The sequence below is a fragment of the Mycobacterium sp. MAC_080597_8934 genome (assembly GCF_000523975.1).
GTDB lineage: Bacteria > Actinomycetota > Actinomycetes > Mycobacteriales > Mycobacteriaceae > Mycobacterium > Mycobacterium avium.
This window is the reverse complement of sequence record NZ_JAOS01000022.1, coordinates 72,978-98,279: the sequence shown is the minus strand read 5'-3', so window position 1 is coordinate 98,279 and position 25,302 is coordinate 72,978. Positions and strand designations below refer to the sequence as shown.

Genomic DNA, 25,302 nt, shown 5'->3' with positions numbered 1-25,302 from the left:
GTTGGCGGCACTCGAAAAGGGGCACTATGGACATTATGGACACCCGGCGGGGGCCCCGATGGACGCGATGACACACCGGAAACGACGGCACATCGACGTGTGTCTGAGCGACCCGGTGGAATTCGACGGCGTCACAACCGGGTTGGACCGCTACCGATTGCCCTACCACGCACTGACACAGACCAGTCTGGGCGACATCGACGTGTCCACCTCGTTCTTCGGGGCGAACCTGCGGGCGCCGATCCTCATCGGCGCCATGACCGGGGGCGCCGAGATGTCGAAGACGATCAACCGGAATCTGGCCGCAGCCGCTCAGCAGCTGGGAATCGGCATGATGCTGGGGTCGCAACGGATCATGCTCGACAGCGCGCTGGGCGAACGCGCCGCGGACAGCTTCGCGGTTCGCGATGTGGCCCCGGATGTCTTGCTGTTCGGCAACATCGGTTTGTCGCAGCTGGCGAAGACGGCGGTTCCTCATCTGGTGAAGGCGCTCGATCGGGTGGGTGCGGACGCCTTGGCCGTGCACACCAATCCGTTGCAGGAGGCGATGCAGCACAACGGGGACACCGACTTCTCCGGCTCGCTGAGCAGGCTGCGCGAAGCCGCCGCCGCGCTCGATTATCCGGTGCTGCTCAAAGAGGTCGGCCACGGCATCGGCGGTGCGGCCGCCGCGGAACTTGTTGGGGGAGAAGGACAACCGCCGGTCGCCGGTATTGATGTGGCGGGTGCCGGAGGCACTTCCTGGTCGCGCGTCGAACAGTTCGTGCGGTACGGCGAGCTACGCTATCCGGACCTGGCGGACTGGGGTGTGCCCACCGCGCGCGCGATCGTCGAGGTGCGCCGGCTGCTGCCGGAGATCCCCTTGGTGGCCTCCGGTGGTATTCGGACGGGCATGGACGCGGCCAAGGCGATCGCGTTGGGTGCCGACGTGGTGGCGGTAGCGCGGCCACTGTTGCCGGCGGCGATCGAATCCTCTGCCGCCGTGGTCGATTGGCTGCAGCCGTTCATCGACGAGTTGCGGGTGTGTCTGCACGGCTGTGGTGTCGCCGACCTGGCGGGCTTGCGTGCCGTCGAGCTGATCCGCCTCGCCTAGGGCCGGCGACGTGGCGGTCGAAGGTGCAGTAGCGACCGTGCTCAGCGTGGCGCGCCGCGACGTCCCGCGGTCGTCGCACGCTTGCGGCCGGGAGCGGCGGGCGGTTTGGAAGTCGATGCGGCCAGCCGGGATTCGAAGGCGGACATCGCCTCGATCATCGCGGTGAAGACCCGATGTGCTGCCGCCAAGTCACGGTCGGACAGATGGGCCAGGGCGTCGCGCAGCTCGGCGCCCAGCGGGGTGAAGAACGAATGCGCCAGCGCCATGCCCGGTTTCTCGTAGCGCAGCAGCGTCTTGCGGCGGTCCTGCGGGTCGGGTTCGCGGCGGATGTGCCCGGCATCGATCATGCGATCCACCAGGTAGGTGATGGCCGCCGGCGACACGTCCATCCGCTGGCGCAGCTGGGCCGGCGTCAACGGCGTTCCCGCGGTTTCGGCGACCATGATATGCAGCAACGCGTGGAAGTCCGTGCCGCTGACGTTGTTCTGGCGAGCGAAGTGCCGGCCGATGCGGTCGGACTGCGCAGTGATCGCACGCATGTCGGCCGACATCAACTTCTCGAGTTCGGTCCGATCCAGTCGCCGATCAGCGGCGCCGCGCTTGGTCACTTACCCGCATCCTTCCGGCCCGACACGCTGACCAGCGTATCGGCGACCGCCACCGGCGACCCCCGAACCACGCGGGCGTTTTCGGACCCCGGGCAAACCCGCAGCGTTGTGGGCCCAGGCGGTGGACATTACCCTACGGCGGTTTCGCCTTTCTCGCGTTAATCGTCCGGGGGCGGCGGTGTGCGCCGGGTGGCCGCCGGTTCGCCGCCGCTCTTTCAACGCCGTCTCGTGACGGTGCCGCTGCCCGTCGGCAAGCCGGCCGCGCACCAGCTGCTCGATCTCTTGGAAACAGTGGTAGTAGCCGTCGTCGTCTTTGGCATGCGGCACGGAATTTCCGCTGAGCAACTACGCACCATGACCCGGCGGCGACGGCGAATACCTCCCTCGACGCGTCCTAACGGTTCTGGCTGCGGACCTCGTAGCGGCGTTCGGCGTAGGCCAGATCGTCCCGCCACAGCCGGCCGGCCGCATAGCGCATCACCGGGGTGAGCAGCGGCGCCGCCCGCAAGGCGCGCGCGAACCCGGGCCGGTCCGAATGCGCGATGACCGCTTCCAACACCGCGGTGCGGGGACGGCCGTCCGGGCCGGAACCTATTGGGGTCGCGTGGGTTTCGACGACACTCCCGGTCCCTTCGCCGTCCACGATGCGCATCACGATGGTGCGCGCCTCCGGGCAATCGAACTCCGCGACCACCGGCACACCCAGCCGTCCGATCCGGAAGGTCACCGCCACCAGGAAGCGGTCGGCGTCTTCGGTGGGCGTGGCCAGCACCTCCAGCCGGGCGAACGAGTAGGGGTGAAACCATGCGCCGTGCCAGGGGTCGAGCCGGTTGGCGATGATGTCGGCAGGTTCGCACACGCCCACCAGGTGAGCGACCGAGGCCAGCGTGTGGCCGGCCGGCCTCGGCGGTATCACCGGTCGAGGTGACGGCGTCTCGCCTCCCACCGCATCGAGGCGCACCCAGGCCAGGGTGCCGTCGTCGTGACTGGGCAGTGGCGCCCAACCGAATTCGCGTGCGCGGCCGTCCAGGGGCAGCCCGTGCCACCGACAGATCAGCGTGCCCCCACACACGGTCCCGGTGGCCAGGTCGGCCCCCAGGTGGGGGCAACTGCGCGGCCCGACGCACAGCGCACCGCGGGCGTCGCGCCAGGCGACGAGATCGACGCCGGCGACGCGCGCCCCCAACGGCCGCCCGCGCTCGACGTGCGTGCTGGCGGCGAACGCGTACCAGTTCCCGGTGGGTTGCCGGCGGCAGCGCTGCAGCGCGGCGTCGATGACGGCGGGTTGCGCCTCGCGAAAGGTCGGACGCTGATCGGCCCAGGGTGTGCGCGGAATGACCTGCAGCGGCCAGTCTTTGGCGCGGACGGACGGTCGCAAGTGTCGCAGCTGTGCGCGGATGTTCATGATCGGGTGGCCCCTTCGCGGTTGGCCAGCCAGCGCAGCAGGCGTGACCGGCCTTCGGTGGGGACGGTGACCAGCGGGTGCCCGGCCAATCCCCAGCGCTTGAGCAGATGGTTGGCCGCGCACCAACCCGTGGTCGCGGCGCGCTCCATGAGGGCCACCGGCAGGTCGATCCGTACGGCGTCACCGGCCAGCAGCAGGCCCGGGGTGGGCGTCACCACCGTGGGCCGGTGCGGGTAGCCGCCCGGGCGAACAGCGGACAGTCGCTGCGGTGCAACAGCGTCTCGTGCACGATCTGCGCGGCGGCGGTCTCGGGATAGATCCGCCTCAGTTCGCGTAGCGCCGCCGCCCCCGACGGCGCCGAATCCAAGGCGTAGGAATGCAATTCGACGACCGAACCATGATGCGCTCCGGCCCAGGCGCGCGCTTCGCGTTCATACCGGTCCAGCACGCTGATGTTGTCCAGCGGCTTGTGCCCGGCGGTGCCCAGAAACGCCGGGCGCCGCGGCGAGACCGGGCGGTCGAGCCAGAACCGATGGACGGCGAACGGCGGCGCGGTGCGCAACCCCGCGATCCGATCGCGCCACTCCCCGTTGGCCAGGCCGCGCGAGGCGGCGACGATCCGCTGCAGGCCGGCGACGTCTGTGGCCAGCACCACGGCGTCCACCTCCAGCTCCTCATCGGTATCGGTATGCACGGCAAAGCGATTCGCCGCGTCGATGCTTCCGACGCTGGTGCCAAGCCGGAACCGGACGTGGCGTTGTTCGAGATAGCTGCGCAACGGCTGCCACAGTGCGCTGTCGTAGTTGGCGTTCGGAACGTCGAAGATGAGGCCCTCGGCCGACCCCAGGAAATAGATGTGGAACATTGTCGCCAACTCGGCGGCCGACAGTTTGGCCGGGTCGGCGAAGAAGCTGCGGGAGAACACCTCGAATGCCAGATGCCGTGCGGCCTCGGGGAATCGGATGTCCTCGAGGAACGTCGCGGCATCGATGTGGTCCAGGCGCCGGTAGGTTCCGGGCACCGACACCGCGGCCAGTGGCGCGGCGGCACGAGCGTCGATGCGGGCGAAGTCACGCAGCCGGAAGGTGGGACTGCGCACGGCGAAGGCCATGGCGTTCAGCGGCGGGGTACGCGGCAGGCCGCGGAAGCTGTCTCGTCGTCCCGCCGCGTCGATGAGCGGGTAATCGTTGACCGGCACCAGCATTCGCAGGCGCGGATCGAGGCGCGCGAGCAACGCGCGCAGGTTGTAGTACTGCCGGAAGAACGCGTGGAAGCCGCGGTTCATCGCGAGGTCGGTTCCGTCGTGGTGTTCGGTCCAGCCGCCGACCCGGCCGCCGAGGTAGTGCTCACGTTCGATGACCTCGACGGCGACGCCGCGCTCGGCGAGCCCGGTGGCGGCGGTCAGGCCCGCGATCCCGCCGCCCACCACCGCCACCCGTGGGCGGGACGGCAGCGCACCGGCATCCGGCAATCCGGTTGGCGCGGGCAGTATCCGACGGCGGCGGTCGGTGGCACGCGCGGTCATGAGGGTGCGTCCGCGAGGAAGGTGTGCACGATGCCGGCTTCCCAGCCGGGCATAGTCTCGCTGTGGACGGCGGTGAAGCCGGCGTCGGCCAGTCGGGCCCGGAACCGGGTGGCGCCGTCGAATGCGAGCACGCTGCGCCACAGGTAGCGGTACAGCGCGGTATCCCCGCTGCGCCACCACCCGGCGGGAATGATGATGCCCCAGCAGAGGGCGTGCCAGGCAAGCGTGGCGGCGGCGGAGTCGCGCACCGAATATTCGTGCACCGCAAGGGTTGCGCCGGGCCGCAGCAGGGTGCGGAACCGCCGTAGCTGCTCGTCGCGGTCGGCGACGTTGCGGATCAGGTAGGCGGCCAGCACGCCGTCGAACGGCCCGGTGATCCCGTGTTCTGCCAGTCGCTGGACGGGAGCGTGCACGAACCGGACCGAGGCCGGCCACCGTTTGGCCAGCGCCACGTCCAGCATGCCGCGCGACGCGTCGACCGCGACGATGTCGGCCGCCGGCGCGACGGCGAGCAGCGCGGCCGTCGACGCACCGGTTCCGCAGCCAGCGTCGAGCAGGCGTAAGCCCTTGCCGTCGTGCGGGATTCGCATCCTGCGCGCCGACAGCAGCAGCTGCGCATGGTAGCCCGGGCTGGCGCCGACCAGCCGGTCGTAGGTCGCGGCGCCGGCGTCGAACGCGGCCGCCAGGTTGCCCGGGGCGGGGCGCGTGTCACCGGCGCGCACGTCGTCGTTCCCAGAGCAGCAGCACCGCGGTGACCATCGCGAAGCCGAACAGAAAATCCTCCACCGGGATGTCGAACGGGAAACGCAACCCGCTGATCTGCCGGTCGTCGTAGATCACCACGGGCGAGCTGCGTTTGGTCAGCCAGCCGTCCACCGGCACCTGGAATCCCAGCACGATAAGCATCGACAGCCAGTAGGCCGGCCGGCGAAAGAGCCCGGTCCGCAGCACCGTCAACTCCGCGGCGCACACGATCACCACCGCCAGTGCGGCCGGCAGGGTGTAGCCCAGGCCGGTCATCGGCGGCGCACCTTGTCCAGGATGGTGCTCACCGCGTTGTAGGTCAGCACCGCACACACCGGGATGATGAGAAAGAACAGCAACTCTTCGATCGGCACCCGAACGGGGATGCTCAGCCCGCACAGGTAGGCGTGGTCGTACGTCCACACCCGCGCGGCCACGGCGATCTCATCCCAGAGCAAGAACACCGCGGCCACCGGCAGCACCGCCGCGGCGAGCCGTCGCCACCTCCGGTAGACGCCCGCACCCGCGATCTCCAGCGGCGCGGTGACCACCAGACAGGCCGTGAGCACCACCAGGTATTGCCACCGATCGCTCATGCGGCCCCCGACCGAATATCCCGACCGCTGTTGCGCGCCCGCCACGAGCGGATCAGCCCCACCGCGCCGACCCGCAGCCGTCGCGCTGTGCCCACGGTGGCCCGGTGGTCGAAGACCGCAAAATCGCTTTTCTCGATGCAGTCCAGGATCTCCGAATACAACGCCGCCGCGGCCGCCACGCACGGCCGTGAGCGGTGCTGCAGGACCGCGATCCCGGCGGTGGCGAATCGGTATGTCTGACGGGCGATGTGGTGCTGTGCGATCAGCGCCCGGCGCACCCGCGGATCGGTGCGGCGGTGCTCGTGGCACCACATCAGCAGCGCCCGGTCGACGCCGTCGGCGGCGAGTTCGTCCGCAGGCAGGTACACCCGGCCGCGCGCCAGGTCTTCGTCGACGTCGCGCAGGAAGTTGGTGAGCTGGAACGCCCGGCCCAGGGCCGCCGCATAGGGTGCGGCCTCGTCCACCGGCGTCACGGTACCCAGTATCGGGAGCACTTGCAGCCCAATGGCTTCCGCGGATCCGCGCATGTAGCGGTTGAGCGCTTCCCGGTCCGGATAGTCGGTGACGGTCAGGTCCATGCGCATCGAGGCCAAAAAGTCCGCGAACAGTTGGGAGCTGATCCGGTAGCGCCGCGCGGTGTGGGTGACCGCGGCCACCAACGGATCGTCGGCGTGCGCACCGCCGGAGAAGAGACGCTCCGACAGCCGTTGCAGCCGCCGGGCGCGCACCGCGGGGCCCACCCGCGGGTCGAGGTCGTCGAGGATGTCGTCGGCGTAGCGGGCGAAGCCGTACAGTGCGTGCACGGGCGGGCGCTGGTCGGGTGCGAGCAACCTGGTGGCCAGGAAGAAGGTGCGGCCGTGCGCGGCGTTGAGCTCGCGGCATCGGCGATACCCCTCGCGCAGCAGCGGATCCTCGATTCCGGCCGCGGCCCATTCGCTGCGCATCATGGCGAACCGGCTTTCATGTCGATGCGCGCGGGCGTTCGCTTGCTGACGCCGGTGATGCGGTCCGCGGCGAGTCGCCCGGAGATCAGGGTGGTCGGCACCCCGACCCCGGGCACCGTGGAGGATCCGGCGAGCACCGCGTTGTCGATGCCGCGCACCATGTTGGCCGGGCGGAACGGGCCGGTTTGGGCGAACGTGTGCGCGAGCGCGAACGGACTGCCCGCGGCCATGCCCCGGCGCGCCCAGTCCGCGGGCGTGACGACATCCAAAACCGTTGCGCTGCCTGGTAAACCGGGAAGAAGCCGCTGACCGACGAGCGCGATGAGGTCGTCGACGTAGCCGCGCCCGACGCTGTCCCAGTCGATGCCGCCCGATTCCAGGTTCGGCGCCGGGGCGAGCACATAGAGCAGGTCGCGTCCTCGCGGAGCCAGCGTCGGGTCGCTGGCCGTCGGCCGGGTGACCAGCAGCGACGGATCCCGCATGAGTTGGCCGGCGCCGATGATGTCGGCGAACGTGTGATCCCAGGCGTCGCCGAACAAGATGGTGTGGTGCGCGGTCTGCGATGCCACCGCGGGACAACCCACATGCGCCACCACCGCCGAGGGGGAGTGCCGCAACCGCAGCGCGCGACGCGGTGTGCGGCCCAGCAGCGCATAGGTTTGCGGCAGCTCGGTGGTCAGCACCACCGCGTCGCAGGAGATGCGTCCGGCCTGTTCGGTGAGTACGGCGCCGACCCGCCCACCGGTCTTCTCGAGCGCGGTAACCGTTGTGCCATAACGGAACTGAACCCCAGCGTCGGAGGCGGCGGCGGCCAGCGCGTCGGGCAGCGCCCGCACGCCGCCGCGCGGAAACACCACGCCCGAGACCGTGTCCATGTAGGCGATCACCGCGTACACCGCCAGGGTATCGCGCGGGGCCACGCCGGCATACAGCGATTGAAAGGTGAAGATGCGCTGCAGCCGCGGATCACTGAGATAGCGCTTGACCATGCGGTCCCAGTTGCGGAAACCGCCGATCGCGATCAGCTGGGCCAGCCGGGGGGTGAGCAGCGACAGCGGTGAATCGAAATTGGCGGCGATGAATCCGTCGAACTCGGTGCGGTACAGCCGTGTCAGCCATGCCCGCAGCCGCCGGTAGCCCGTCGCCTGCTCGCGGCCGGCGAACTCGGCGACGGCGTCGGCCATCCGGTCCGGATCGCGGTGGACGTCGAGGCTGCTGCCGTCGGCGAACACGGCGCGGTACGCGGGATCCAGCGTGCACAGCTCCAGTCGCCGGGCCAGGGTGTCGCCGACGGCGGCGAAGGTGTCCTCGATGATGTCCGGCATGGTGAGCACTGTGGGGCCGGTGTCGATCCGATACCCGTCGATGTCGCGCCGGCCCGCCCGGCCGCCCGGCCATGCTTCGCGCTCCACGACCGTGACCGCCCGCCCTCGACCGGCCAGGTGCAGCGCCGCGGACAGGCCGGCCAGACCGGCCCCGATCACCACGACGTGATCGGCGGAGCCCTCGATGGCCCGCATGCTCACCGAACTCCCGTCCCGGCGGCGGTCATTCGGCGCGATCCGTACAGACGGCCGCCATCTCGGCCAGCGCGGCGCGCACCGATTCGTCGACGGGTAGGCCGCACAGCTGCTCGCGTGCCGACGCGACGCGGTCGCTGATCATCCGCTCGATCAGCCGCACCGCTCCGGTCTCGACGATCAGCGCTTTCCACCTCTCGATCGCGGCCGCGTCCAGCACGTCACGAGTGGCGAGCTCGGTGAGTTCACGCCGGACCGGCGGATCGGCGAGTTGGTGGGCGCTCACCACCACGGCGGTGGCCTTGCGCTCGAAAAGATCTGCGGCGCAGGGCTTCCCGGTGACCGCCGGCGAGCCGAAGACGCCCAGCACGTCGTCGCGCAGCTGGAAGGCTTCACCCACCGCCGCGCCGTAGCGGCTCAGCCGGGCCACCGTCCGGTCGTCACACCCGGCCATCGTCGCGCCGATTTCCAGCGGCCGGCGCACCGTGTAGTTACCCGATTTGCGGCGCGCCACCTCCAGCACGGCGTCCAGCCCCGGTGACTGCCGGATGTCGTTGGTCAGGTCGGCGAACTGGCCCACCGCGAGCTCGGCGCGCATGGCGTCATAGCGTGGCCACGCGCGCTGCAGGCGGCGCGCTTCGAGTCCGCTGTCGCGCAGCATCTGTTCGGCCCAGATCAGGCAGAGATCGCCCAACAGGATGGCGGCCGATTCACCGAATCGCCGTGGCGAGCCGGACAATCCGCGGTCCCGATGCCACCGGCCGAACTGCAGATGCGCGGCCGGACGGCCCCGCCGTTCCTGCGCACCGTCCATCACATCGTCTTGCAGCAGTGCGAAGGCGTGCAGCAGCTCGAAACTGGCGGCGGCCCGCAGCGCCGCCCGGTCGCGCGGTGCCCCGCACAGCCAGCCCAGGTAGACGAACGTCGACCGCAGGCACTTGCCGCCGGAGACGAACTGAACCAGGATGTCGCCCGCGGTCCCGATCCCCGCCCGGTCGAGTTCGTCGGCGCGTCGCACTCCGACGAAGTCGGCGACCTCGTCCAACACCATCGCCCGAACGTGTGCCCGCCACCCGCCGAAGTCGTCGATGCGCGTCCAGGCCGGCGCCGCCGCCGTGGTGGTGGGCGAAAACGACAAAGCTCCCATGGTGTCCCAGCGCTCCCTCCCGGACGGCACGGCCTGCCCAGTCCCGCCCGGGCCGAACACCGCCGGTCATACCCTCGATGACGCGGACAAAACCACAGCCCTGACGTCAGGCCCGCTCGGCGCGGTCCGCTATCAGATACCATCTAGTTCAGTAACTTAAACATTAACTTAATGAACTTGACTGGTTTGCGCCAGACGAAGCGGTGAATCGGCGCGCGCTTGGCCCGCCAACTGACCGTGTGAGGCCCGGTGGCGCGGCGAAAAGCCAACGCCGCTAACGCTTCACGCGCCGCGATCAGGATGCCGCGCTGCTGCCCGCATGGGTGCGGGCCGGCCGGGGCCGGGCCAGGTCGGACAGGAACTCCCGCCGGGCCCGCACAATGTCTTCGATGTTCTGGAACGCCTCCGGCACCGAATCGGCGAGGGCCAACCCGTTGTCGTGCACGAGGCGCAGCAGGGCCCGGATGGCCGCGCCGGGCACCACGCAGCAGTGCACCCGCGATTTGCGCAGCTCGTCGTTGAGCAGCAGCAGCGCGCGGAAGCCCTCGACGCTGATGAAGCGCAGCCGGCTCAGGTCGAGTACCAACGGAGTCTTGAGCCGGCCGAAGCGGCGGATGGTCGCGGTGAGGTCCCGCGCATTCGACGCGTCGACCTCGCCCTCCACCCGCAACACCGTGCCGAGGCTGCGCGCGTAGACGAACAGGTGGGCCCGGGCGAAGTCGGCCATGTACCGGCAGTCCGCCGGGTCGAATCGGTCCGCGGACCGTGCGGGATGAAGAACAGCCATGAAAGCGCCTATCGATTGGTGATGAGAAAGGGAGTGAACAGTGTCCGAACACCGCTCCCGTTAGACACGTAGCTGTGAACTCAACCTGAGCAGCAGCCTACCGCGGTTGCCGGCTCCCGGCGCCGCCCGTGGTGGCCCGGCCGCCCGGCGGGCGGGGAAGTGTTCGTTTGCCGGCCAGTGCGAACAGCGCTTCTTCGCTAAACGGCCAGCGCCGACCAGGAGTTTGCCGGTCCGCCCGCGGGGTATACCCGTGTTCAGTGACGTGCGCGTTCGATCCCCTGAGGAACACGAGGGGTGGTGCGGCCCAATGGAAAAGCTCGGCCGGCGGTGCGGGCGGTTGGCGGGCGCGTCGGCCCTCGCGGTGATACTGCTCTGGGCGGCGCCCGGCCACGCGACCGCCGACCCGGCCGTCACCGCGTCGCCCGGCATGGAAATCCATCAGGGCCACGCCGTCTGCATGGTGGGACTGGTGGAGCCGCGACTGCGGGTCGCCATCACCAGCGGGCAGTGCGACGGCGGGCAGTCGGCGGTGACCGACCGTGATCATCACCCGATCGGCGAGGTGGTGCTCGGCCGTCGCCAGCTCGACACCGACTCCGCCGACGCCTCGACGCTGCCGGTGGAATACGAAGTCATCGCTCTGGCAAGGGATGTGACGGCCTCGGACCTGCTGCCGACGGGCCGCCGGCTGCTGGCCGCGCCCGGGCTGCGCGCCGTGCCGGGGCTGCCGGTGTGTCAGCTGCGCCGATCGACCGGCCAGCACTGTGGTTCCGTCGGCACGGTCACCGGCGGTCGTTTCGCCATCGCCGACATGGTGGTGGACGGTCGCGACGTCGGCGGTCCGGTCTACGCCCTGACCGACGACGGCAACGCCGTCATCGTGGGCCTGTTCGAGGGCATGGTCCGGTCGTCACCCCAGTTCGAGTCGTGGCAGGCGGTCATGGCTCAGGTCTCCGTCGACGGCCGCTTGCCCGGGGCCCAGCAACAGCTGCCCGCTCTACGCATGATCAGTTGGCGCACCGGTTCGTTTGCGGCAGCGTAAGTTTCGTGCCTGCGGCCGGCCGAAGGTCGTGCGCGCGGGCGGGTTTCCGTCGACCCAGAACGGGAATCCGCGGCCGGTGAACGTTTTCGAGCTGGCGACGGCGCCGTTTGGCTGGGGCTCCGCGATCCGCGGCAAGCGGTTCTTCCATCCCGACGGGGTGCTTGCCGGAGGCGTCGTCGAACGCGTCGCCCCGGCGGGCCGGGGCCTGCCGATCCCGCCGTCGCGCATCGTCGCCCGGCTGTCCAAGGCCACCGGCACACCGGGCGCGCTGCCGGACTTCATCGGCCTGGCCCTGCGGGTGAGCGCACCGCAGCCGGCGGGCACGCCGTGGGACATCCTGCTGGTCTCTGCCGGGTCGGGCGTGCTGTCGCGCGCGGTGGCGCTGCGGCCGGCCACCTCGTGGAACGCGCAGACGCTGACCACCCTGATGCCGTTGCGCTATCAGGACGCCAACTGGTGGCTGCGGGCCCGCACCGCGGGCGACATCGGCGGCGCCGGCCTGGCGCTGGACGACGTCCGCCGCCGTCTGGCACGCGGCGGCATCGAGGTGTCGCTCGACCAAGCCTGCGGCAGAGGCGATTTCACGCCTTTGGCCCGCGTCAGCCTGACCGCCGTGATCGACGACGACGTGTCGTTCGATCCCGTCGTCAACACGGCGCCGGGCGTGTCCCTGCATCCGCGGTGGCTGGCCGATCTGCGCGCCCGCGCCTACCGGCACAGCCGCGACGGCCGAGATGCCGACCAGTAGCCGAACACGGTGAGGAGGTAGTGTTGCGGTCCCGGTCGTTCGTCCAAGCCGTCAGCCGCCGCGGCCCAACAGGTGACGCAGCGCCCGCTCGATGTCGGGGTGACGAAACCGGTGCCCGGCCGCGGCGAGCTTGGCCGGGGCCACCCGCTGACTCGCGCCCGCGAGTTCGCGGGCGCCCTGACCGCCCAGCAACAGCCGCGGCCCCAGGGACGGCACCGGCAGCACGGCGGGCCGGTGCAACACCGCGGCCAGCGCGGTCGTGTACTCGCTGTTTCGGACCGGTTGCGGCGCAACGGCATTGACCGGACCGTTGAGTCTGCTGTCCCACAACGCCCGGTGGTAGACGTCGATCAGATCGTCGATGCCGATCCAGGACAGCCATTGCCGCCCGTCGCCCAGTCGGCCGCCGAGACCGGCGCTGAACAACGGGCGCATCAGCTTCAGCGTGCCGCCGCGCGGTGACTGCACGATCCCGGTGCGCACCTGCACCACCCGCACGCCCGCATCCAGCGCCGGCGTGGTCGCCTGTTCCCAGTCGGCCACCACATCGGCCAGGAACCCGTCGCCGCGGTCGCTGTCCTCGGTGAGGGTTTCGTCGCCCCGGTCGTACCCGTAGTAGCCGATCGCCGACGCCGAGATCAGCGCGGCGGGCCGGGGCCGGCCGCGGCCCAGCAGTTCGGCCAGCCGCCGGGTGGGCCCGATCCTGCTGTCCCGGACGGCTTCTCGATGCCGGTCGGTGAACCGCCCGGCGATCGAGGCGCCGGCCAGGTGGATCACCGCGTCGACACCGTCGCACAGCCCGGGTCGGGATCCTCGGGGTCCCACCGCCGCTCGTCGTCCCCGCGCGCGGCGCGCCGCACCAGCCGGATGACCCGGTGCCCGCCGGTCCGCAGGAACGCGGTCAACGCCGAACCGACCAGACCCGACGATCCCGTGACCGCGACCGTCAGTGGCCGCAACCCGTGCTCGGCGGCCAGCCGGTGGGCGGCCAGGTCGCCGGCGAGTTGGCGGTGCCGGTAGTCGAACATGGGGCGCAGCAGCGACGCGGGCACCGGCGTCTCGACCCGGTCGATCACCCGGGTGCGGTCGCCGCCGACGTCCTCGAATTCGTGAATATGCCGCCAGCGCACCGCGATTCGCGCCGGAAGCGCGGCCAGGCCGTCGCCGCCGATGCTGTCGACGAAACGTCGCGGCGGGTCGTAGCCGTCCGGCTGGTGCACCGCCACCCAACGCAGACCGCCGGGCAGCGCCAGGGTGGCGCGCCCGTCCTTGAGCGAGGCGGCCTCGGTGAGCAGCCGTATCGGCGACCACGGCGGCGAGAGCCGCTCGAACGCGCCCGGCCTGGCGTGCCAGTCGAAGACCTCGGTGATGGCGGCGTCCACGACGCTCGCGTAGTGCAGCCCCATCCCTCGACGGTAGGGACGGGCTACCGGTCGGGCAAGGCGTGTTCGACGATGGGAAGCCGGGCCTGCGGCTGCCGTTCCGCCCGCTTGGCGGACAGGTACACCTGCGCGGTCTTGTCCGCCACCGTGTGCCAGTCGAAGTCCGAGGTGAGCCGTTCCCGGGCGGCGCAGGCGCGCCGCTGCGCGGCCTCCGGATCGTCGAGCACGGTGCGGATCGCCGCGGCCAGCGCGGGCACGTCGCGGGGCGGGCAGGAGACGCCGGTCTGGCCGTCGATCACCGCCTCGCCCAGGCCGCCGATGTTCGACGTGACCAGGGGAGTGCCGGCCGCGGCCGCCTCGAGCGCCACGATGCCGAACGGCTCGTAGTGGCTGGGCAGCACCGCGGCGTCGGCGCGGTGCAGCATCGCCAGCAGCTCGGAGTGTTCGAGGTGGCCGACGAATCGGATTGCCTTGAGCACCCGGTGTTTTCGCGCCTGTTCGACCAGCCAGCCCTGCTGCGTGCCCTCGCCGGCGATGGTCAGCGTGGTGCCCGGGTGGGTGCGCCGGATGCGCGGCAGCGCGGCGATGACATCGTGCACGCCCTTCTCGTACTCGAGCCGTCCCAGATACAGCAGCTCGGCCGGCCCGGTGCGCGGCCGGCGCGGCGCGAACGGCCAGCGGGCGGTCTCGATACCGTTGCGGATCACCGTGATCTCGGCCAGCCCGGGGCCGAACAGTTCGGTGATCTCGTCGGCCATCGACGCCGAACAGGTGATCAGCGAATCGGATTCGCGCACCAGCCACGACTCGATCGCGTGCACCTGACGGCTGATCGGCCCGCTGACCCAACCCGAATGCCGACCCGCTTCGGTGGCGTGGATGGTGGAAACCATTGGCACGTCGTAGAATTGGGCGAGCGCGATCGCGGGATGGGCCACCAGCCAGTCGTGCGCGTGCACGACGTCGGGACGCCAGGGGCGGTTGCCGCCGGGCTTCTTGTCGTGCAGTTTGGGGGGCAGCCCGGCGCGGATCATGGCGTGCCCCATCGCCAACGTCCAGGCCATCATGTCGGTGCCGAAGGTGAATTCGTGCGGGTCCTGCGCGGCCGCGATCACCCGGACGCCCTCGCTGATCTGGTCGGTCGACGGGTGGGTGCGCGGGTCGGTCCCGGTGGGGCGGCGGGACAGCACGACGACGTCGTGGCCGGCCGCGGCCAGCGCGGTGGACAGGTGATGCACGTGCCGGCCCAGCCCGCCGATGACCACCGGCGGGTACTCCCACGACACCATCAGGATCTTCATGCGACGGCCCGCCTCCTCATCGCGGCAGCCTGCGCGCATCCAGCGCCCCGAACAGCCCGTCGGCGCGGTTCCACCCGTCGGCCAGCCGCTGCGCGGTGTCGCGCCGGCCGGACGCCAGCGCGCCCGCGATCTCCCGGGTGGCGTGTGCGTGCAGGTGGGCGCGGTAGCGGGCGTAGTCGGCGGCCGAGTCCTTGCTCACCATGAACGGCCAGTCGCTGGAGACGGTGAGCAGGGTCTCGCGCAGGATCTGGTCCGCCACGCGGTCGCGGGGGACCGGCCCGTCCAGCGCGGCGGGCTGCGACCCGGCTTGTGAGAGGGCCTTGTCGACGGTGCTCAGCGCGGTGTCGACCACCTCGGAGTTGAGCTGGACCAGGTCGGCGACCTGGTCCCCGGCCCACACCTGCCAGTCCTTGCCCGACCCCCAGGAGCTGGGCGGCAGGTCCACCGGGTCGCCGACGAAGCCGCCGGCGATCGCGTCGTGCAGGGTACCCACCCGGACCCCGGCCTCGGGCAGGGCGCGCAGCACCCGCGCCAACCACGTCGGGCCCTCGTACCACCAGTGCCCGAACAGCTCGGTGTCGAACGCGGCCACCACGTGCGCCGGACGCCCGATCCGCTCCGACTCGCTGGTCAGGCGGTTGCGCACCACGTCGACGAAGTCGGCGACGTGCAGGTCGACCGCGTGGTCGGCGCGGTCGGGATCGTAGGGCGCCTTGCCCTCCGAGGGCACGTTGCGGCCCGTCACCCGGGCCGGCTTGAGACCGGTGAGGTGGTCGTAGGTGTGGAAGTCGCGATACGCCGGGTGGCCGGGATAGCCGGACTTCGGTGACCACACCCGGTAGCTGACCTGCAGGTCGCGCCCGAACGCCACCACGTCGGTGTCGCCGACGGGCCGGCCCAGCGCGGTGTCGCCGTGCAGCGACGGGCCGTCGACCATGAAATGGGTGACGCCGGCCGCGGCGTAGTCGTGCTCGAGGCCGGGCGCGTAGGCGCATTCGGGCGCCCAGATCCCGCCGGGGCCCCGGCCTTTTCGCGCCCCGAGCCGCAACGCCGCGTCGGCCAGCCCCTCGCGCAGCGCGAACTCACGCAGCCGCGGTGCCAGCAGCGGCTGGAACGGGTGGGCCAGCGGGCCGCCCAGCAACTCGACCGTGCCGGCGTCCAGCAGCCGGCGCAGCAGCGGGCTGCCGCCGTGCCGCCACCGCGTGGCGAAATCGTCCAGGGCTCGTTCCGCCTCGGCCGATTCGCGAATACCCAAGGCGCGCAACGCTTCCGGTGTGCACGCCTGGTATCCGGCCGACTTGGACCGGGGCGCCGAGCGGACACTGGCAGCTTCCATCGCGCGCAGCCGCCAGTTGGCCAGCCAATGATGCATGCCGTCAAGGCAATACGGGTCGTCGAGCTGCGCGTTGACCACCGGTGTGACGCCGAGCGTGAGCAGTCCCGTGCGGTCTTCGCCGGCCAGCGTGTCCAGCACCCTCAGCAGCGGCAGGTAGGCCGCCGCCCAGGATTGATACAGCCATTCCTCGCCGACCGGCCAGCGGCCGTGGTGGGCCAGCCACGGCAGGTGGGTGTGCAAAACCAGGGTGAACAGGCCGGGAACCCGGTCGTGCGAGGAATTCACGGTGCTACCGCGATCGCGATCAGGTCCAGGCTGTCGTCGATGTGGTGGCCGGAGGCGGCGTCGGCGCCGCTGGGCACCAGCTCGAAGTCGTCGACGGTGACCGCGGCGACGTCGGCCGCCAGCTGCGGCGGCCACGGGTCGTCGGCGACCGCGCGGGCGATCTGGGCGTCGATGATCGAGCCGCCGTGCCGGGCGTCCATCTCGCGCAGCCGCGGGCCGTGGAACAGGCCGCTGATCGACACGTCGCGGAATCCGCCGCCGACAAGCAGTTCGGTGAGCTCGACGGCGTTGAGTTCGCGGGTGTGGAACGGGTTGATCGGGGTGTCGCGGCCCGGCGAAAAGGTGATCCGGTTGGGCGTGGACATCAAGAGCAGCCCGGACGGGCGCAGCACCCGCGCGCACTCGACGACGAATTGTGTTTGGTCCCACAGATGCTCGATCACCTGGAAGTTGACCACAACATCGACCGACGAGTCCGGCAACGGCAGCTGCGCGAGGTTGGCCTGCAGGACATCCACCCGGGGGTAGCGGCCGCGGACGTGGGCCACGGCGGCCTCGTCGTAGTCCACGGCGATCACGCGTCGGGCGACGCCGGCGATCAGGTCCGCGCCGTATCCCTCGCCGCAGCCGGCCTCGAGCACGTCGCGGCCAGCGCAATGCCGGGCGAGCCGCTGGTAGACCACCTCGTGGCGGCGGAACCAGTAGTTTTCGATGTCCAGGCCCGGGATGGTGCGCTCGCCCGTCAGCATCATCACCGCGTCGCCGGCCGGTGCGGCGCCGGCGGGCGGGTGCGGGGGAACGTCGGGAACCAGTGCGCTCATTGCATAGGCAGGCTAACGCGAAGTGTCGGATTCGCGAACCGGGGAAAGTCTGGCCCCGCTGCGCAGGGGCGGACGGGCTGCAGGAACCTGCACTACTACCAGCTATGGTGTGAAGGCATACCGCACGAAGTTACCGGGTAGTAACACCGCTGTGCGTTGCGAAAAACGCGTACCGAGGTCTGGCAGTCGATCGCTGCGGACCCCTTCGAGGAGGACGAACCACACTCATGACGAACATCGTGGTCCTGATAAAGCAGGTCCCAGACACCTGGTCGGAGCGCAAGCTGACAGACGGCGACTGGACGCTCGACCGCGAGGCAGCCGACGCGGTGCTGGACGAGATCAACGAACGCGCGGTGGAAGAGGCCCTGCAGATCCGCGAGCGCGAGGGCGGCGAGGGCTCGGTCACCGTGCTGACCGCGGGCCCCGAGCGGGCCACCGAGGCGATCCGCAAGGCGCTGTCCATGGGTGCCGACAAGGCCGTCCACCTCAAGGACGACGGCATGCACGGCTCCGACGTGGTGCAGACCGGCTGGGCGCTGGCGCGCGCGCTGGGCACCATCGAGGGCACCGAGCTGGTGATCGCCGGTAACGAGTCCACCGACGGCACGGGCGGGGCGGTGCCCGCCATCATCGCCGAGTACCTGGGCCTGCCGCAGCTCACCCACCTGCGCAAGCTGTCCATCGAGAACGGCAAGGTCACCGGCGAGCGGGAGACCGACGACGGCGTCTTCAACCTGGAGGCCACGCTGCCCGCGGTGGTGAGCGTCACCGAGAAGATCAACGAGCCGCGCTTCCCCTCGTTCAAGGGCATCATGGCCGCCAAGAAGAAAGAGGTCACGGTGCTGACGCTGGCCGAGATCGGGGTCGAGCCCGACGAGGTCGGGCTGGCCAACGCCGGTTCCAGCGTGCTGTCCTCGACGCCGAAGCCGCCGAAGACCGCGGGTGAGAAGGTCACCGACGAGGGCGAGGGCGGCAACCAGATCGCCCAGTACCTGGTCGGCCAGAAGATCATCTAAGACGAGCCCACATCCCACAGACGAGAAGAGCGATAAACCATGGCTGAAGTATTGGTGCTCGTGGAGCACGCCGAGGGTGCACTGAAGAAAGTCACCTCCGAACTGATCACCGCCGCCCGGGCGCTGGGCGAGCCGTCGGCCGTCGTGGTCGGCACGCCGGGAACGGCCGCGCCGCTGGTCGACGGGCTGAAGGAGGCAGGCGCTGCCAAGATCTACGTCGCCGAGTCCGACGACGTCGACAAGTACCTGATCACCCCGGTGGTCGACGTGCTGGCATCGCTGGCCGAGTCGAACGCCCCGGCCGCCGTGCTGCTGGCCGCCAACGCCGACGGCAAGGAGATCGCCGGCCGGCTCGCCGCCCGGATCGGCTCCGGGCTGCTGGTCGACGTGGTCGAGGTCAAGGAGGGCGCCAAGGCCGTGCACTCCATCTTCGGTGGCGCGTTCACCGTCGAGGCGCAGGCCAACGGCGACACCCCGGTGATCACGCTGCGCGCCGGTGCCGTCGACGCCGAGCCGGCCGCCGGCGCGGGCGAGCAGGTCACCGTCGAGGTCCCGGCCGCCGCCGAGAACGCCACCAAGATCACCGCCCGCGAGCCCGCGGTCGCCGGTGACCGCCCCGAGTTGACCGAGGCCAGCATCGTGGTCTCCGGTGGCCGCGGCGTGGGCAGCGCGGAGAACTTCAAGGTGGTCGAGGAGCTGGCCGACGCGCTCGGCGCGGCCGTCGGCGCCTCGCGTGCCGCCGTCGACTCCGGCTACTACCCGGGCCAGTTCCAGGTGGGCCAGACCGGTAAGACGGTGTCGCCGCAGCTCTACATCGCGCTGGGCATCTCCGGCGCGATCCAGCACCGCGCGGGCATGCAGACGTCCAAGACCATCGTCGCGGTCAACAAGGACGAAGAGGCGCCGATCTTCGAGATCGCCGACTACGGCGTGGTGGGCGACCTGTTCAAGGTCGCCCCGCAGCTGACCGAGGCGATCAAGGCCCGCAAGGGCTGATAGCCGCGCGAGCAGACGCAAAAGCCCCCGACACCCCGGCGTGTCGGGGGCTTTTGCGTCTGCTGGGCCCGAGGTAACGGCGGTCACGCTTTTCGCCACAGTTCGTCATCTGACGTGCACCGACACGTCACAGCGTCGATGCCGACTCGCTCATCGGCTGCGCCACGTTGGGTGCCATGAGCATTGCTTCGGTCCTCATACCCAGCGACCACCCCAGCGGTCCGGCGACCGGGTCGTCGGCCGCGCCGCGCTACTCCCTGCTGCTGTCGGCCGACCCCGCCATGATCGAGGCGGCGCAGCGGCTCCGCTACGAGGTGTTCACCAGCACGCCGGGCTTCGCCCTGCCGTCGGCCGACGCGTCCGGCCGCGACGTCGACCGGTTCGACGAATTCTGCGACCACCTGCTGGTCCGCGACGACGACACCGGCGAGCTGGTGGGCTGCTACCGGATGCTGGCGCCCGCGGGCGCCATCGCGGCCGGCGGGCTCTACACCGCCACCGAGTTCGACATCCGCGCCTTCGACCCGCTGCGGCCGTCGCTGGTGGAGATGGGCCGCGCCGTGGTGCGCGACGGGCACCGCAACGGCGGCGTGGTGCTGCTGATGTGGGCGGGCATCCTTGCCTACCTGGACCGCTACGGCTACGACTACGTGACCGGATGCGTGTCGGTGCCCATCGGGGACGCCGATGATGCGCCCCCGGGCAGCCGGCTGCGGGGCGTGCGTGACTTCGTCGTCAGCCGGCACGGCGCGCCGGCGCGGTACCGGGTGCGGCCGCACCGGCCGGTCGTCGTCGACGGCACCGCCCTGGACGACATCCCGCCGCCCGCACGGCCGTCGGTTCCGGCGCTGATGCGCGGCTACCTGCGGTTGGGCGCCCAGGTGTGCGGCGAGCCCGCACACGACCCCGACTTCGGGGTCGGCGACTTCTGCGTGCTGCTGGGCAAGCAGGACGCCGACACCCGGTACCTGAAGCGACTGAGATCGGTGTCGGCGGTCGCGGAACTGGCGGGCGGCCGGTGATGCAGGCCCCCGCGGGCGGCGGGCACTCCTGGCTGCCGCGCGCCTCGTGTGACGCCCGCTGCGTGGCCGCCGGCCGGCCGGCGGCCGAGCGGCGGCTGCGGGTGGTGGTGCGGGTGACGCTGCGGCTGCTGCTGGCCGTGCTGCTGGCACCGGGCTGGCCGCTGCTGGCGGTGCCGCTGCCGGGGCGCACCCGCGTGCAGCGCATCTACTGCCGGCTGGTGCTGCGCTGCTTCGGTGTCCGGATCACGGTGTCGGGCAACCCGATTCGCAATCTGCGCGGGGTGCTGGTGGTGAGCCCGCACACGTCATGGCTGGACGTCTTCGCCATCGGCGCGGTGCTGCCCGGGTCGTTCGTCGCGCGCGCCGACATGTTCAGCGGGCCGGCGACCGGGGTGGTGGCCCGGATTCTGAAGATCATCCCGATCGAGCGGTCCAGCTTGCGGCGGCTGCCCGGCGTGGTGGACGCCGTCGCCCACCGGCTGCGGGCCGGCCAGACGGTGGTGGCCTTCCCGGAGGGCACCACCTGGTGCGGTCGCGACGGCGACGATGCCGGCCGGGGAGCGGCCGGAGGAGGAGGCGGACCATCGCACACGGGCCGCGGCGCCTTCTATCCGGCCATGTTCCAGGCGGCGATCGACGCCGGGCGGCCGGTGCAGCCGCTGCGGCTGACCTACCAGCACGTGGACGGCAGCACCTCCACCGCGCCCGCCTTTGTCGGCGACGAGACGCTGCTGGGCTCGATCCGCCGGCTGCTCACCGTGCGGCGCACGCTGGCGCGGGTGCAGGTCGAGTCGCTGCAGCTGCCCGGGACCGACCGGCGCGCCCTGGCCGGGCGCTGCCAGTCCGCGGTGGGCGTGGCGGCGGCCCGGCGCGCTGGTCACGGGCGCGTGCTGGTGGCCTGAGCCCGCCGGCCGGCCGGTATCGTGGGTCGGGTCATGGTCTACCTGGATCACGCCGCCACTACCCCGATGCACCCCGCCGCCGTCGAGGCGATGACGGCTGTGCTCGGCACGGTCGGCAACGCCTCTTCGCTGCACACCAGCGGCCGGGCGGCGCGGCGGCGCATCGAGGAGTCCCGCGAGCTGATCGCCAACAAGCTGGGCGCGCGCCCCTCGGAGGTGATCTTCACCGCGGGCGGCACCGAGAGCGACAACCTGGCGGTCAAGGGCATCTACTGGGCCCGCCGCGACGCCGAGCCGCGGCACCGGCGCATCGTGACCAGCGAGGTGGAACACCACGCCGTGCTGGACTCGGTGAACTGGCTCGTCGAACACGAAGGCGCCGAGGTGACCTGGCTGCCGACCGCCGCCGACGGCTCGGTGAGCCCCGCCGCGCTGCGCGAGGTGCTCACCCGTCACGACGACGTCGCCCTGGTCTCGGTGATGTGGGCCAACAACGAGGTCGGCACCGTGCAGCCGGTCGCGGAATTGGCTGCTGTCGCAGCGGAATTCGGTGTCCCGATGCACAGCGATGCGGTCCAGGCGGTGGGCCAGCTGCCGGTCGACTTCACCGCCAGCGGGTTGTCGGCGATGAGCGTGACCGCGCACAAGTTCGGCGGCCCGCCGGCCGTGGGCGCGCTGCTGCTGCGCCGCGACGTCGCGTGCGTGCCGCTGGCGCACGGCGGCGGGCAGGAACGCGACATCCGTTCGGGCACAGCCGATGTCGCCGGGGCGGTCGGAATGGCGGCGGCGGCCCGGATCTCGGTCGACGGGCTGGAAACCAACAGCGCCCGGCTGCGCGCCTTGCGGGACCGGCTGGTCGACGGGGTGCTGGGCGGCATCGAGGACGTCACCCTCAACGGCGCCCGCGATCCGTTGCGCCTTCCCGGCAACGCGCACTTCACCTTCCGCGGCTGCGAGGGCGATGCGCTGTTGATGTTGTTGGACGCCAACGGGATCGAGTGTTCAACCGGTTCGGCGTGCACCGCCGGTGTGGCGCAGCCGTCGCACGTGCTGGTGGCGATGGGCGTGGACCCGGCCAGCGCCCGCGGCTCGTTGCGACTGTCGTTGGGGCACACCAGCATCGACGCGGACGTCGACGCCGTGCTGCGGGTGTTGCCCGGGGCGGTGGAACGCGCTCGCCGGGCCGCGCTGGCCGCAGCGGGGGCTTCGTAAGTGAGAGTGCTTGCCGCCATGAGCGGCGGCGTCGACTCGTCGGTCGCCGCCGCCCGGATGGTCGACGCCGGACACGACGTGGTGGGCGTGCACCTGGCGCTGTCCACCGCCCCGGGCACGCTGCGCACCGGGTCGCGGGGATGCTGCTCGAAGGAGGACGCCTCCGACGCGCGCCGGGTCGCCGATGTGCTCGGAATCCCGTTCTACGTCTGGGATTTCGCGGAGAAGTTCCAAGCCGACGTGATCGACGAGTTCGTGTCGGCCTACGCCCGCGGCGAAACACCCAACCCCTGCGTGACGTGCAACCAGAAGATCAAGTTCTCGGCGCTGTCGGCCAAAGCCGTTGCGCTCGGGTTCGACGCGGTGGCCACCGGGCACTATGCCCGGCTGTCCGGTGGGCGGCTGCGCCGCGCCGTCGACAAGGACAAGGACCAGTCCTACGTGCTGGCCGTGCTCAGCGCCGAGCAGTTGCGGCACGCGGCGTTCCCCATCGGTGACACCCCCAAGCCGCAGATCCGCGAAGAGGCCGCGCGGCGCGGGCTGGCCGTCGCCGAAAAGCCGGACAGCCACGACATCTGCTTCATCCCCTCCGGCAACACCCGCGCCTTTTTGGGTGAGCGCATCGGGGTCCGACGCGGCGCCGTCGTCGACGCCGACGGCACGGTGCTCGCCGAGCACGACGGCGTGCACGGCTTCACCATCGGGCAGCGCAAAGGGCTCGGCATCGCCGGGCCGGGCCCCGACGGGCGGCCGCGCTACGTGACGGCGATCGACGCCGACACCGCGACCGTGCGGGTGGGGGAGGCAGCCGACCTCGACGTGCGCGAAATGCTCGGGCGCGCAGTGGTATTCACCTCGGGCACGGCTCCGTCCGGGCCGTTCGAGTGCGCGGTTCAGGTGCGTGCCCACGGTGAAACCGCGGACGCGGTGGCCGAACTGGTCGGCGACGAGCTGGTGGTGCGCCTGCGCGCCCCGCTGCGCGGCGTCGCACCGGGCCAGACCCTGGCGCTCTACCGGCGCGACCCCGACGGCGACGAGGTGCTCGGCAGCGCGACCATTGCCGGCACGTCGCGCTGAGCCGCGCCTAACGCGGCACGTTCGCGGCGATGTTCGTCATCACGATGTCGGACACCGATTGCGCGAAGCCGCAGAAGGTGACTTCCAGCATGGCCACCGACAGGATCCGGTAGTCGCGCCCGCAGCCGCCGGGCCGCAGGTGCAGCGAGCCGGCGTCGGCGTTCCAGTCGCCGACGTAGAGCTGACCGCCCGAGCCGTTCGCGCAGTCCGTGACCGCACCCACCAGGGAGCCGAAGGCGCGCCGCGCGGTGTCGGCGTCGCGATAGGCCGCCGCGCCCTCGGAGATCAACGCCCCGTCGGGCGGGTCCTGGAAGGTGGTCTTGTGAAACGCCTCGAGATCGCGCCCGAACGTTGCCGTCTCGGCGTAGATGAACCGGCACTCCGGCGGCGCGGTCTGCGCCAGCGCCTCGATGTCCACCGGGCTGGTGCCGTCCATCGAGGGAATGATGCTCAGGTGCTCCCCGGCGCCGGTGATCGCCCGCATCCGCGACTGGTCCAGCAGGATGGCGTCGACGTCGACGCCCTGCACCACCCGGTGGTTGGCGCCGGGTCCCGGCACCGCCGCCCCGTCCACCACCCGGCTGCACGCCGCGGCCAGCAGCACCACCGCGCCCAGCAGCGGCAGCCACCGACCATTCGCCTTCTGCGACACCGTTTCGCACCCCTTCGGCTCGAACCTACCCGCGCCGCGCCCGGGCCCCCAGCCCCCTGCCGGCCGTCGGATCGGCCGACGTCGAATACGGTTGCTCGGTGAGTGCTTTCGCCCGCCCCTTCGCAACGGCCAGCGGCGTCGGATCGTGGCCCGGCACGGTCGCGCGGGAGGCCGCCGAGGTCGTCGTCGGGGAATTGGCGGGCGCGCTGGCCCACATCGTCGAGTTGCCCGCCCGCGGGGTGGGCGCCGACATGCTCGGCCGGGCCGGGGCGCTGCTGGTCGACGTGGCCATCGACACCGTGCCGCGCGGCTACCGCCTGGTGGCCCGGCCGGGCGCGGTCACCCGCCGCGCCATCAGCTTGCTCGACGAGGACATGGACGCGCTGGAGGAGGCCTGGGAGGCCGCCGGCCTGCGCAACGACGGCCGGGTGGTCAAGGTGCAGGCCCCGGGGCCGGTCACGCTGGCCGCCGAGATCGAGCTGGCCAACGGGCACCGGGCGATCACCGACCCCGGGGCGCTGCGCGATCTGGCGGCCTCGCTGGGCGAGGGCGTGGCCGCGCACCGCGCGCGGCTGTCCCGCCGCCTCGAGACGCCGGTGGTGGTCCAGTTCGACGAGCCGTCGCTGCCGGCGGCGTTGGGCGGCGGGCTGCCCGGGGTGACCGCGCTCAGTCCGGTGCCGCCGCTCGATGAGGCCCTGGCGCGCGGCCTGCTCGACGGCTGCGTCCACACCGTCGGCGGTGAGGTGCTGTTGCACTGCTGCGGCCCCGACATTCCATGGAACCTGTTGCAGGACAGCGCGTTCAGCGCGGTGTCGGTGGATGCGAGCGCGTTGGGCGCCGCGGACCTCGACGGGATGGCCGCGTTCGTGGAGTCGGGCCGGGCGGTGGCGTTGGGCGTCGTCGCCGTCGGCGTCCCGCCGCGGCGGCCGTCGGCCGAGCAGGTGGCCGGCGCCGTGGTCGCGGTGACCGATCGGCTCGGCTTCACCCGCTCGGCTCTGCGCGACCGGATCGGCGTCACCCCGGCGTGCGGCCTGGCCGGCGCCACGCCCGAGTGGGCGCGCACCGCGATCGGGCTCGCCCGCCGGGCGGCCGAACTGTTCGCCGAGGACCCCGACGCCATCGAATAGGCAACCCGCAA

General features: G+C 71.4%; 23 protein-coding genes and 2 pseudogenes. 10 read left to right on the top strand and 15 right to left on the bottom strand.

What is annotated here, in order from left to right; translation table 11 throughout:
- Positions 1 to 58: 58 nt before the first annotated feature.
- Positions 59 to 1,093 (top strand): type 2 isopentenyl-diphosphate Delta-isomerase, encoded by a 1,035-nt coding sequence (gene fni, locus NF20_RS12165; RefSeq protein ID WP_019732078.1) that lies wholly within the window; start codon positions 59 to 61, stop codon positions 1,091 to 1,093.
- Between the two features lie 41 nt (positions 1,094 to 1,134).
- On the opposite strand, the gene NF20_RS12160 is transcribed toward fni, so the two are convergent.
- The 10 genes and pseudogenes from NF20_RS12160 to NF20_RS12115 form a co-directional block, all read right to left on the bottom strand.
- Positions 1,135 to 1,701 carry a MarR family winged helix-turn-helix transcriptional regulator gene (locus NF20_RS12160; protein WP_009978296.1) on the bottom strand — a complete coding sequence of 189 codons (567 nt, stop codon included), beginning with the start codon at positions 1,699 to 1,701 and terminating at the stop codon, positions 1,135 to 1,137.
- Positions 1,702 to 2,095: 394 nt separating this feature from the next.
- Complete coding sequence (locus tag NF20_RS12155; RefSeq protein ID WP_019732079.1) at positions 2,096 to 3,106, bottom strand: DUF5914 domain-containing protein; 1,011 nt, start codon at positions 3,104 to 3,106, stop codon at positions 2,096 to 2,098.
- A pseudogene (locus NF20_RS12150) lies at positions 3,103 to 4,631 on the bottom strand (hydroxysqualene dehydroxylase). The gene NF20_RS12155 and the pseudogene NF20_RS12150 overlap by 4 nt, the downstream one beginning before the upstream one ends.
- Positions 4,628 to 5,353 carry a class I SAM-dependent methyltransferase gene (locus NF20_RS12145; protein WP_009978290.1) on the bottom strand — a complete coding sequence of 242 codons (726 nt, stop codon included), beginning with the start codon at positions 5,351 to 5,353 and terminating at the stop codon, positions 4,628 to 4,630. Before NF20_RS12145 ends, NF20_RS12150 begins: the two are co-directional and overlap by 4 nt.
- On the bottom strand, positions 5,340 to 5,651 hold the full coding sequence (locus tag NF20_RS12140; RefSeq protein WP_003874966.1) for a lycopene cyclase domain-containing protein: 312 nt from the start codon (positions 5,649 to 5,651) through the stop codon (positions 5,340 to 5,342). The genes NF20_RS12145 and NF20_RS12140 overlap by 14 nt, the downstream gene beginning before the upstream one ends.
- Positions 5,648 to 5,971 carry a lycopene cyclase domain-containing protein gene (locus NF20_RS12135; protein WP_019732082.1) on the bottom strand — a complete coding sequence of 108 codons (324 nt, stop codon included), beginning with the start codon at positions 5,969 to 5,971 and terminating at the stop codon, positions 5,648 to 5,650. Before NF20_RS12135 ends, NF20_RS12140 begins: the two co-directional genes overlap by 4 nt.
- Entirely contained in the window at positions 5,968 to 6,918 is a 951-nt protein-coding gene (locus NF20_RS12130; protein WP_033712616.1) for a phytoene/squalene synthase family protein, read from the bottom strand. The genes NF20_RS12135 and NF20_RS12130 overlap by 4 nt, the downstream gene beginning before the upstream one ends.
- Positions 6,915 to 8,435 (bottom strand): phytoene desaturase family protein, encoded by a 1,521-nt coding sequence (gene crtI, locus NF20_RS12125; protein WP_033712617.1) that lies wholly within the window; start codon positions 8,433 to 8,435, stop codon positions 6,915 to 6,917. Before crtI ends, NF20_RS12130 begins: the two co-directional genes overlap by 4 nt.
- A 28-nt stretch (positions 8,436 to 8,463) precedes the next feature.
- Entirely contained in the window at positions 8,464 to 9,642 is a 1,179-nt protein-coding gene (locus NF20_RS12120) for a polyprenyl synthetase family protein (protein ID WP_023896041.1), read from the bottom strand.
- A 235-nt stretch (positions 9,643 to 9,877) separates the two neighbouring features.
- The gene (locus NF20_RS12115; protein ID WP_033712619.1) at positions 9,878 to 10,309 is read right to left on the bottom strand and encodes an STAS domain-containing protein; all 432 of its coding nucleotides are present in this window, start codon (positions 10,307 to 10,309) and stop codon (positions 9,878 to 9,880) included.
- Positions 10,310 to 10,676: 367 nt separating this feature from the next.
- Here NF20_RS12115 and NF20_RS12110 point away from each other — a divergent pair, with 367 nt between their 5' ends.
- Together NF20_RS12110 and NF20_RS12105 are read left to right on the top strand one after the other, a co-directional pair.
- Positions 10,677 to 11,411, top strand: a complete 735-nt coding sequence (locus NF20_RS12110; protein WP_033712621.1) for a hypothetical protein — start codon at positions 10,677 to 10,679, stop codon at positions 11,409 to 11,411.
- Between the two features lie 76 nt (positions 11,412 to 11,487).
- Positions 11,488 to 12,159, top strand: coding sequence for a hypothetical protein (locus tag NF20_RS12105; protein WP_033712622.1), 672 nt, complete (start codon positions 11,488 to 11,490; stop codon positions 12,157 to 12,159).
- Between the two features lie 51 nt (positions 12,160 to 12,210).
- On the opposite strand, the pseudogene NF20_RS12100 reads toward NF20_RS12105, so the two are convergent.
- The 4 genes and pseudogenes from NF20_RS12100 to NF20_RS12085 all read right to left on the bottom strand — a co-directional run bounded on the left by NF20_RS12100 (position 12,211) and on the right by NF20_RS12085 (position 17,284).
- A pseudogene (locus NF20_RS12100) lies at positions 12,211 to 13,565 on the bottom strand (TIGR01777 family oxidoreductase).
- Positions 13,566 to 13,585: 20 nt separating this feature from the next.
- Positions 13,586 to 14,842 carry a glycosyltransferase family 4 protein gene (locus NF20_RS12095; protein WP_023884023.1) on the bottom strand — a complete coding sequence of 419 codons (1,257 nt, stop codon included), beginning with the start codon at positions 14,840 to 14,842 and terminating at the stop codon, positions 13,586 to 13,588.
- A 16-nt stretch (positions 14,843 to 14,858) separates the two neighbouring features.
- Positions 14,859 to 16,463 carry a glycoside hydrolase family 57 protein gene (locus NF20_RS12090; protein WP_033712624.1) on the bottom strand — a complete coding sequence of 535 codons (1,605 nt, stop codon included), beginning with the start codon at positions 16,461 to 16,463 and terminating at the stop codon, positions 14,859 to 14,861.
- Positions 16,460 to 17,284 carry a class I SAM-dependent methyltransferase gene (locus NF20_RS12085; protein WP_023896088.1) on the bottom strand — a complete coding sequence of 275 codons (825 nt, stop codon included), beginning with the start codon at positions 17,282 to 17,284 and terminating at the stop codon, positions 16,460 to 16,462. Before NF20_RS12085 ends, NF20_RS12090 begins: the two co-directional genes overlap by 4 nt.
- 227 nt (positions 17,285 to 17,511) lie before the next feature.
- Here NF20_RS12085 and NF20_RS12080 point away from each other — a divergent pair, with 227 nt between their 5' ends.
- From NF20_RS12080 to mnmA, 6 genes are all read left to right on the top strand, one after another.
- Positions 17,512 to 18,303 (top strand): electron transfer flavoprotein subunit beta/FixA family protein, encoded by a 792-nt coding sequence (locus NF20_RS12080; RefSeq protein WP_003878760.1) that lies wholly within the window; start codon positions 17,512 to 17,514, stop codon positions 18,301 to 18,303.
- Positions 18,304 to 18,342: 39 nt separating this feature from the next.
- The gene (locus tag NF20_RS12075) at positions 18,343 to 19,299 is read left to right on the top strand and encodes an electron transfer flavoprotein subunit alpha/FixB family protein (RefSeq protein ID WP_003874979.1); all 957 of its coding nucleotides are present in this window, start codon (positions 18,343 to 18,345) and stop codon (positions 19,297 to 19,299) included.
- A 176-nt stretch (positions 19,300 to 19,475) separates the two neighbouring features.
- A complete protein-coding gene (locus NF20_RS12070; protein WP_033717294.1) occupies positions 19,476 to 20,321 on the top strand; it encodes a GNAT family N-acetyltransferase in 846 nt (281 codons plus the stop codon).
- A complete protein-coding gene (locus tag NF20_RS12065) occupies positions 20,321 to 21,223 on the top strand; it encodes a lysophospholipid acyltransferase family protein (protein WP_033712625.1) in 903 nt (300 codons plus the stop codon). Before NF20_RS12070 ends, NF20_RS12065 begins: the two co-directional genes overlap by 1 nt.
- Positions 21,224 to 21,256: 33 nt before the next feature.
- Positions 21,257 to 22,435, top strand: coding sequence for a cysteine desulfurase family protein (locus NF20_RS12060; RefSeq protein ID WP_033712627.1), 1,179 nt, complete (start codon positions 21,257 to 21,259; stop codon positions 22,433 to 22,435).
- Positions 22,436 to 23,512 carry a tRNA 2-thiouridine(34) synthase MnmA gene (mnmA, locus tag NF20_RS12055; RefSeq protein WP_023896132.1) on the top strand — a complete coding sequence of 359 codons (1,077 nt, stop codon included), beginning with the start codon at positions 22,436 to 22,438 and terminating at the stop codon, positions 23,510 to 23,512.
- A 7-nt stretch (positions 23,513 to 23,519) separates the two neighbouring features.
- Here mnmA and NF20_RS12050 read toward each other — a convergent pair whose 3' ends face one another.
- Positions 23,520 to 24,164, bottom strand: coding sequence for a sensor domain-containing protein (locus NF20_RS12050; protein ID WP_003874984.1), 645 nt, complete (start codon positions 24,162 to 24,164; stop codon positions 23,520 to 23,522).
- 98 nt (positions 24,165 to 24,262) lie between these two features.
- On the opposite strand from NF20_RS12050, the gene NF20_RS12045 reads away from it, so the two are divergent.
- Positions 24,263 to 25,291 (top strand): methionine synthase, encoded by a 1,029-nt coding sequence (locus NF20_RS12045; protein WP_033712630.1) that lies wholly within the window; start codon positions 24,263 to 24,265, stop codon positions 25,289 to 25,291.
- Positions 25,292 to 25,302: the final 11 nt, after the last annotated feature.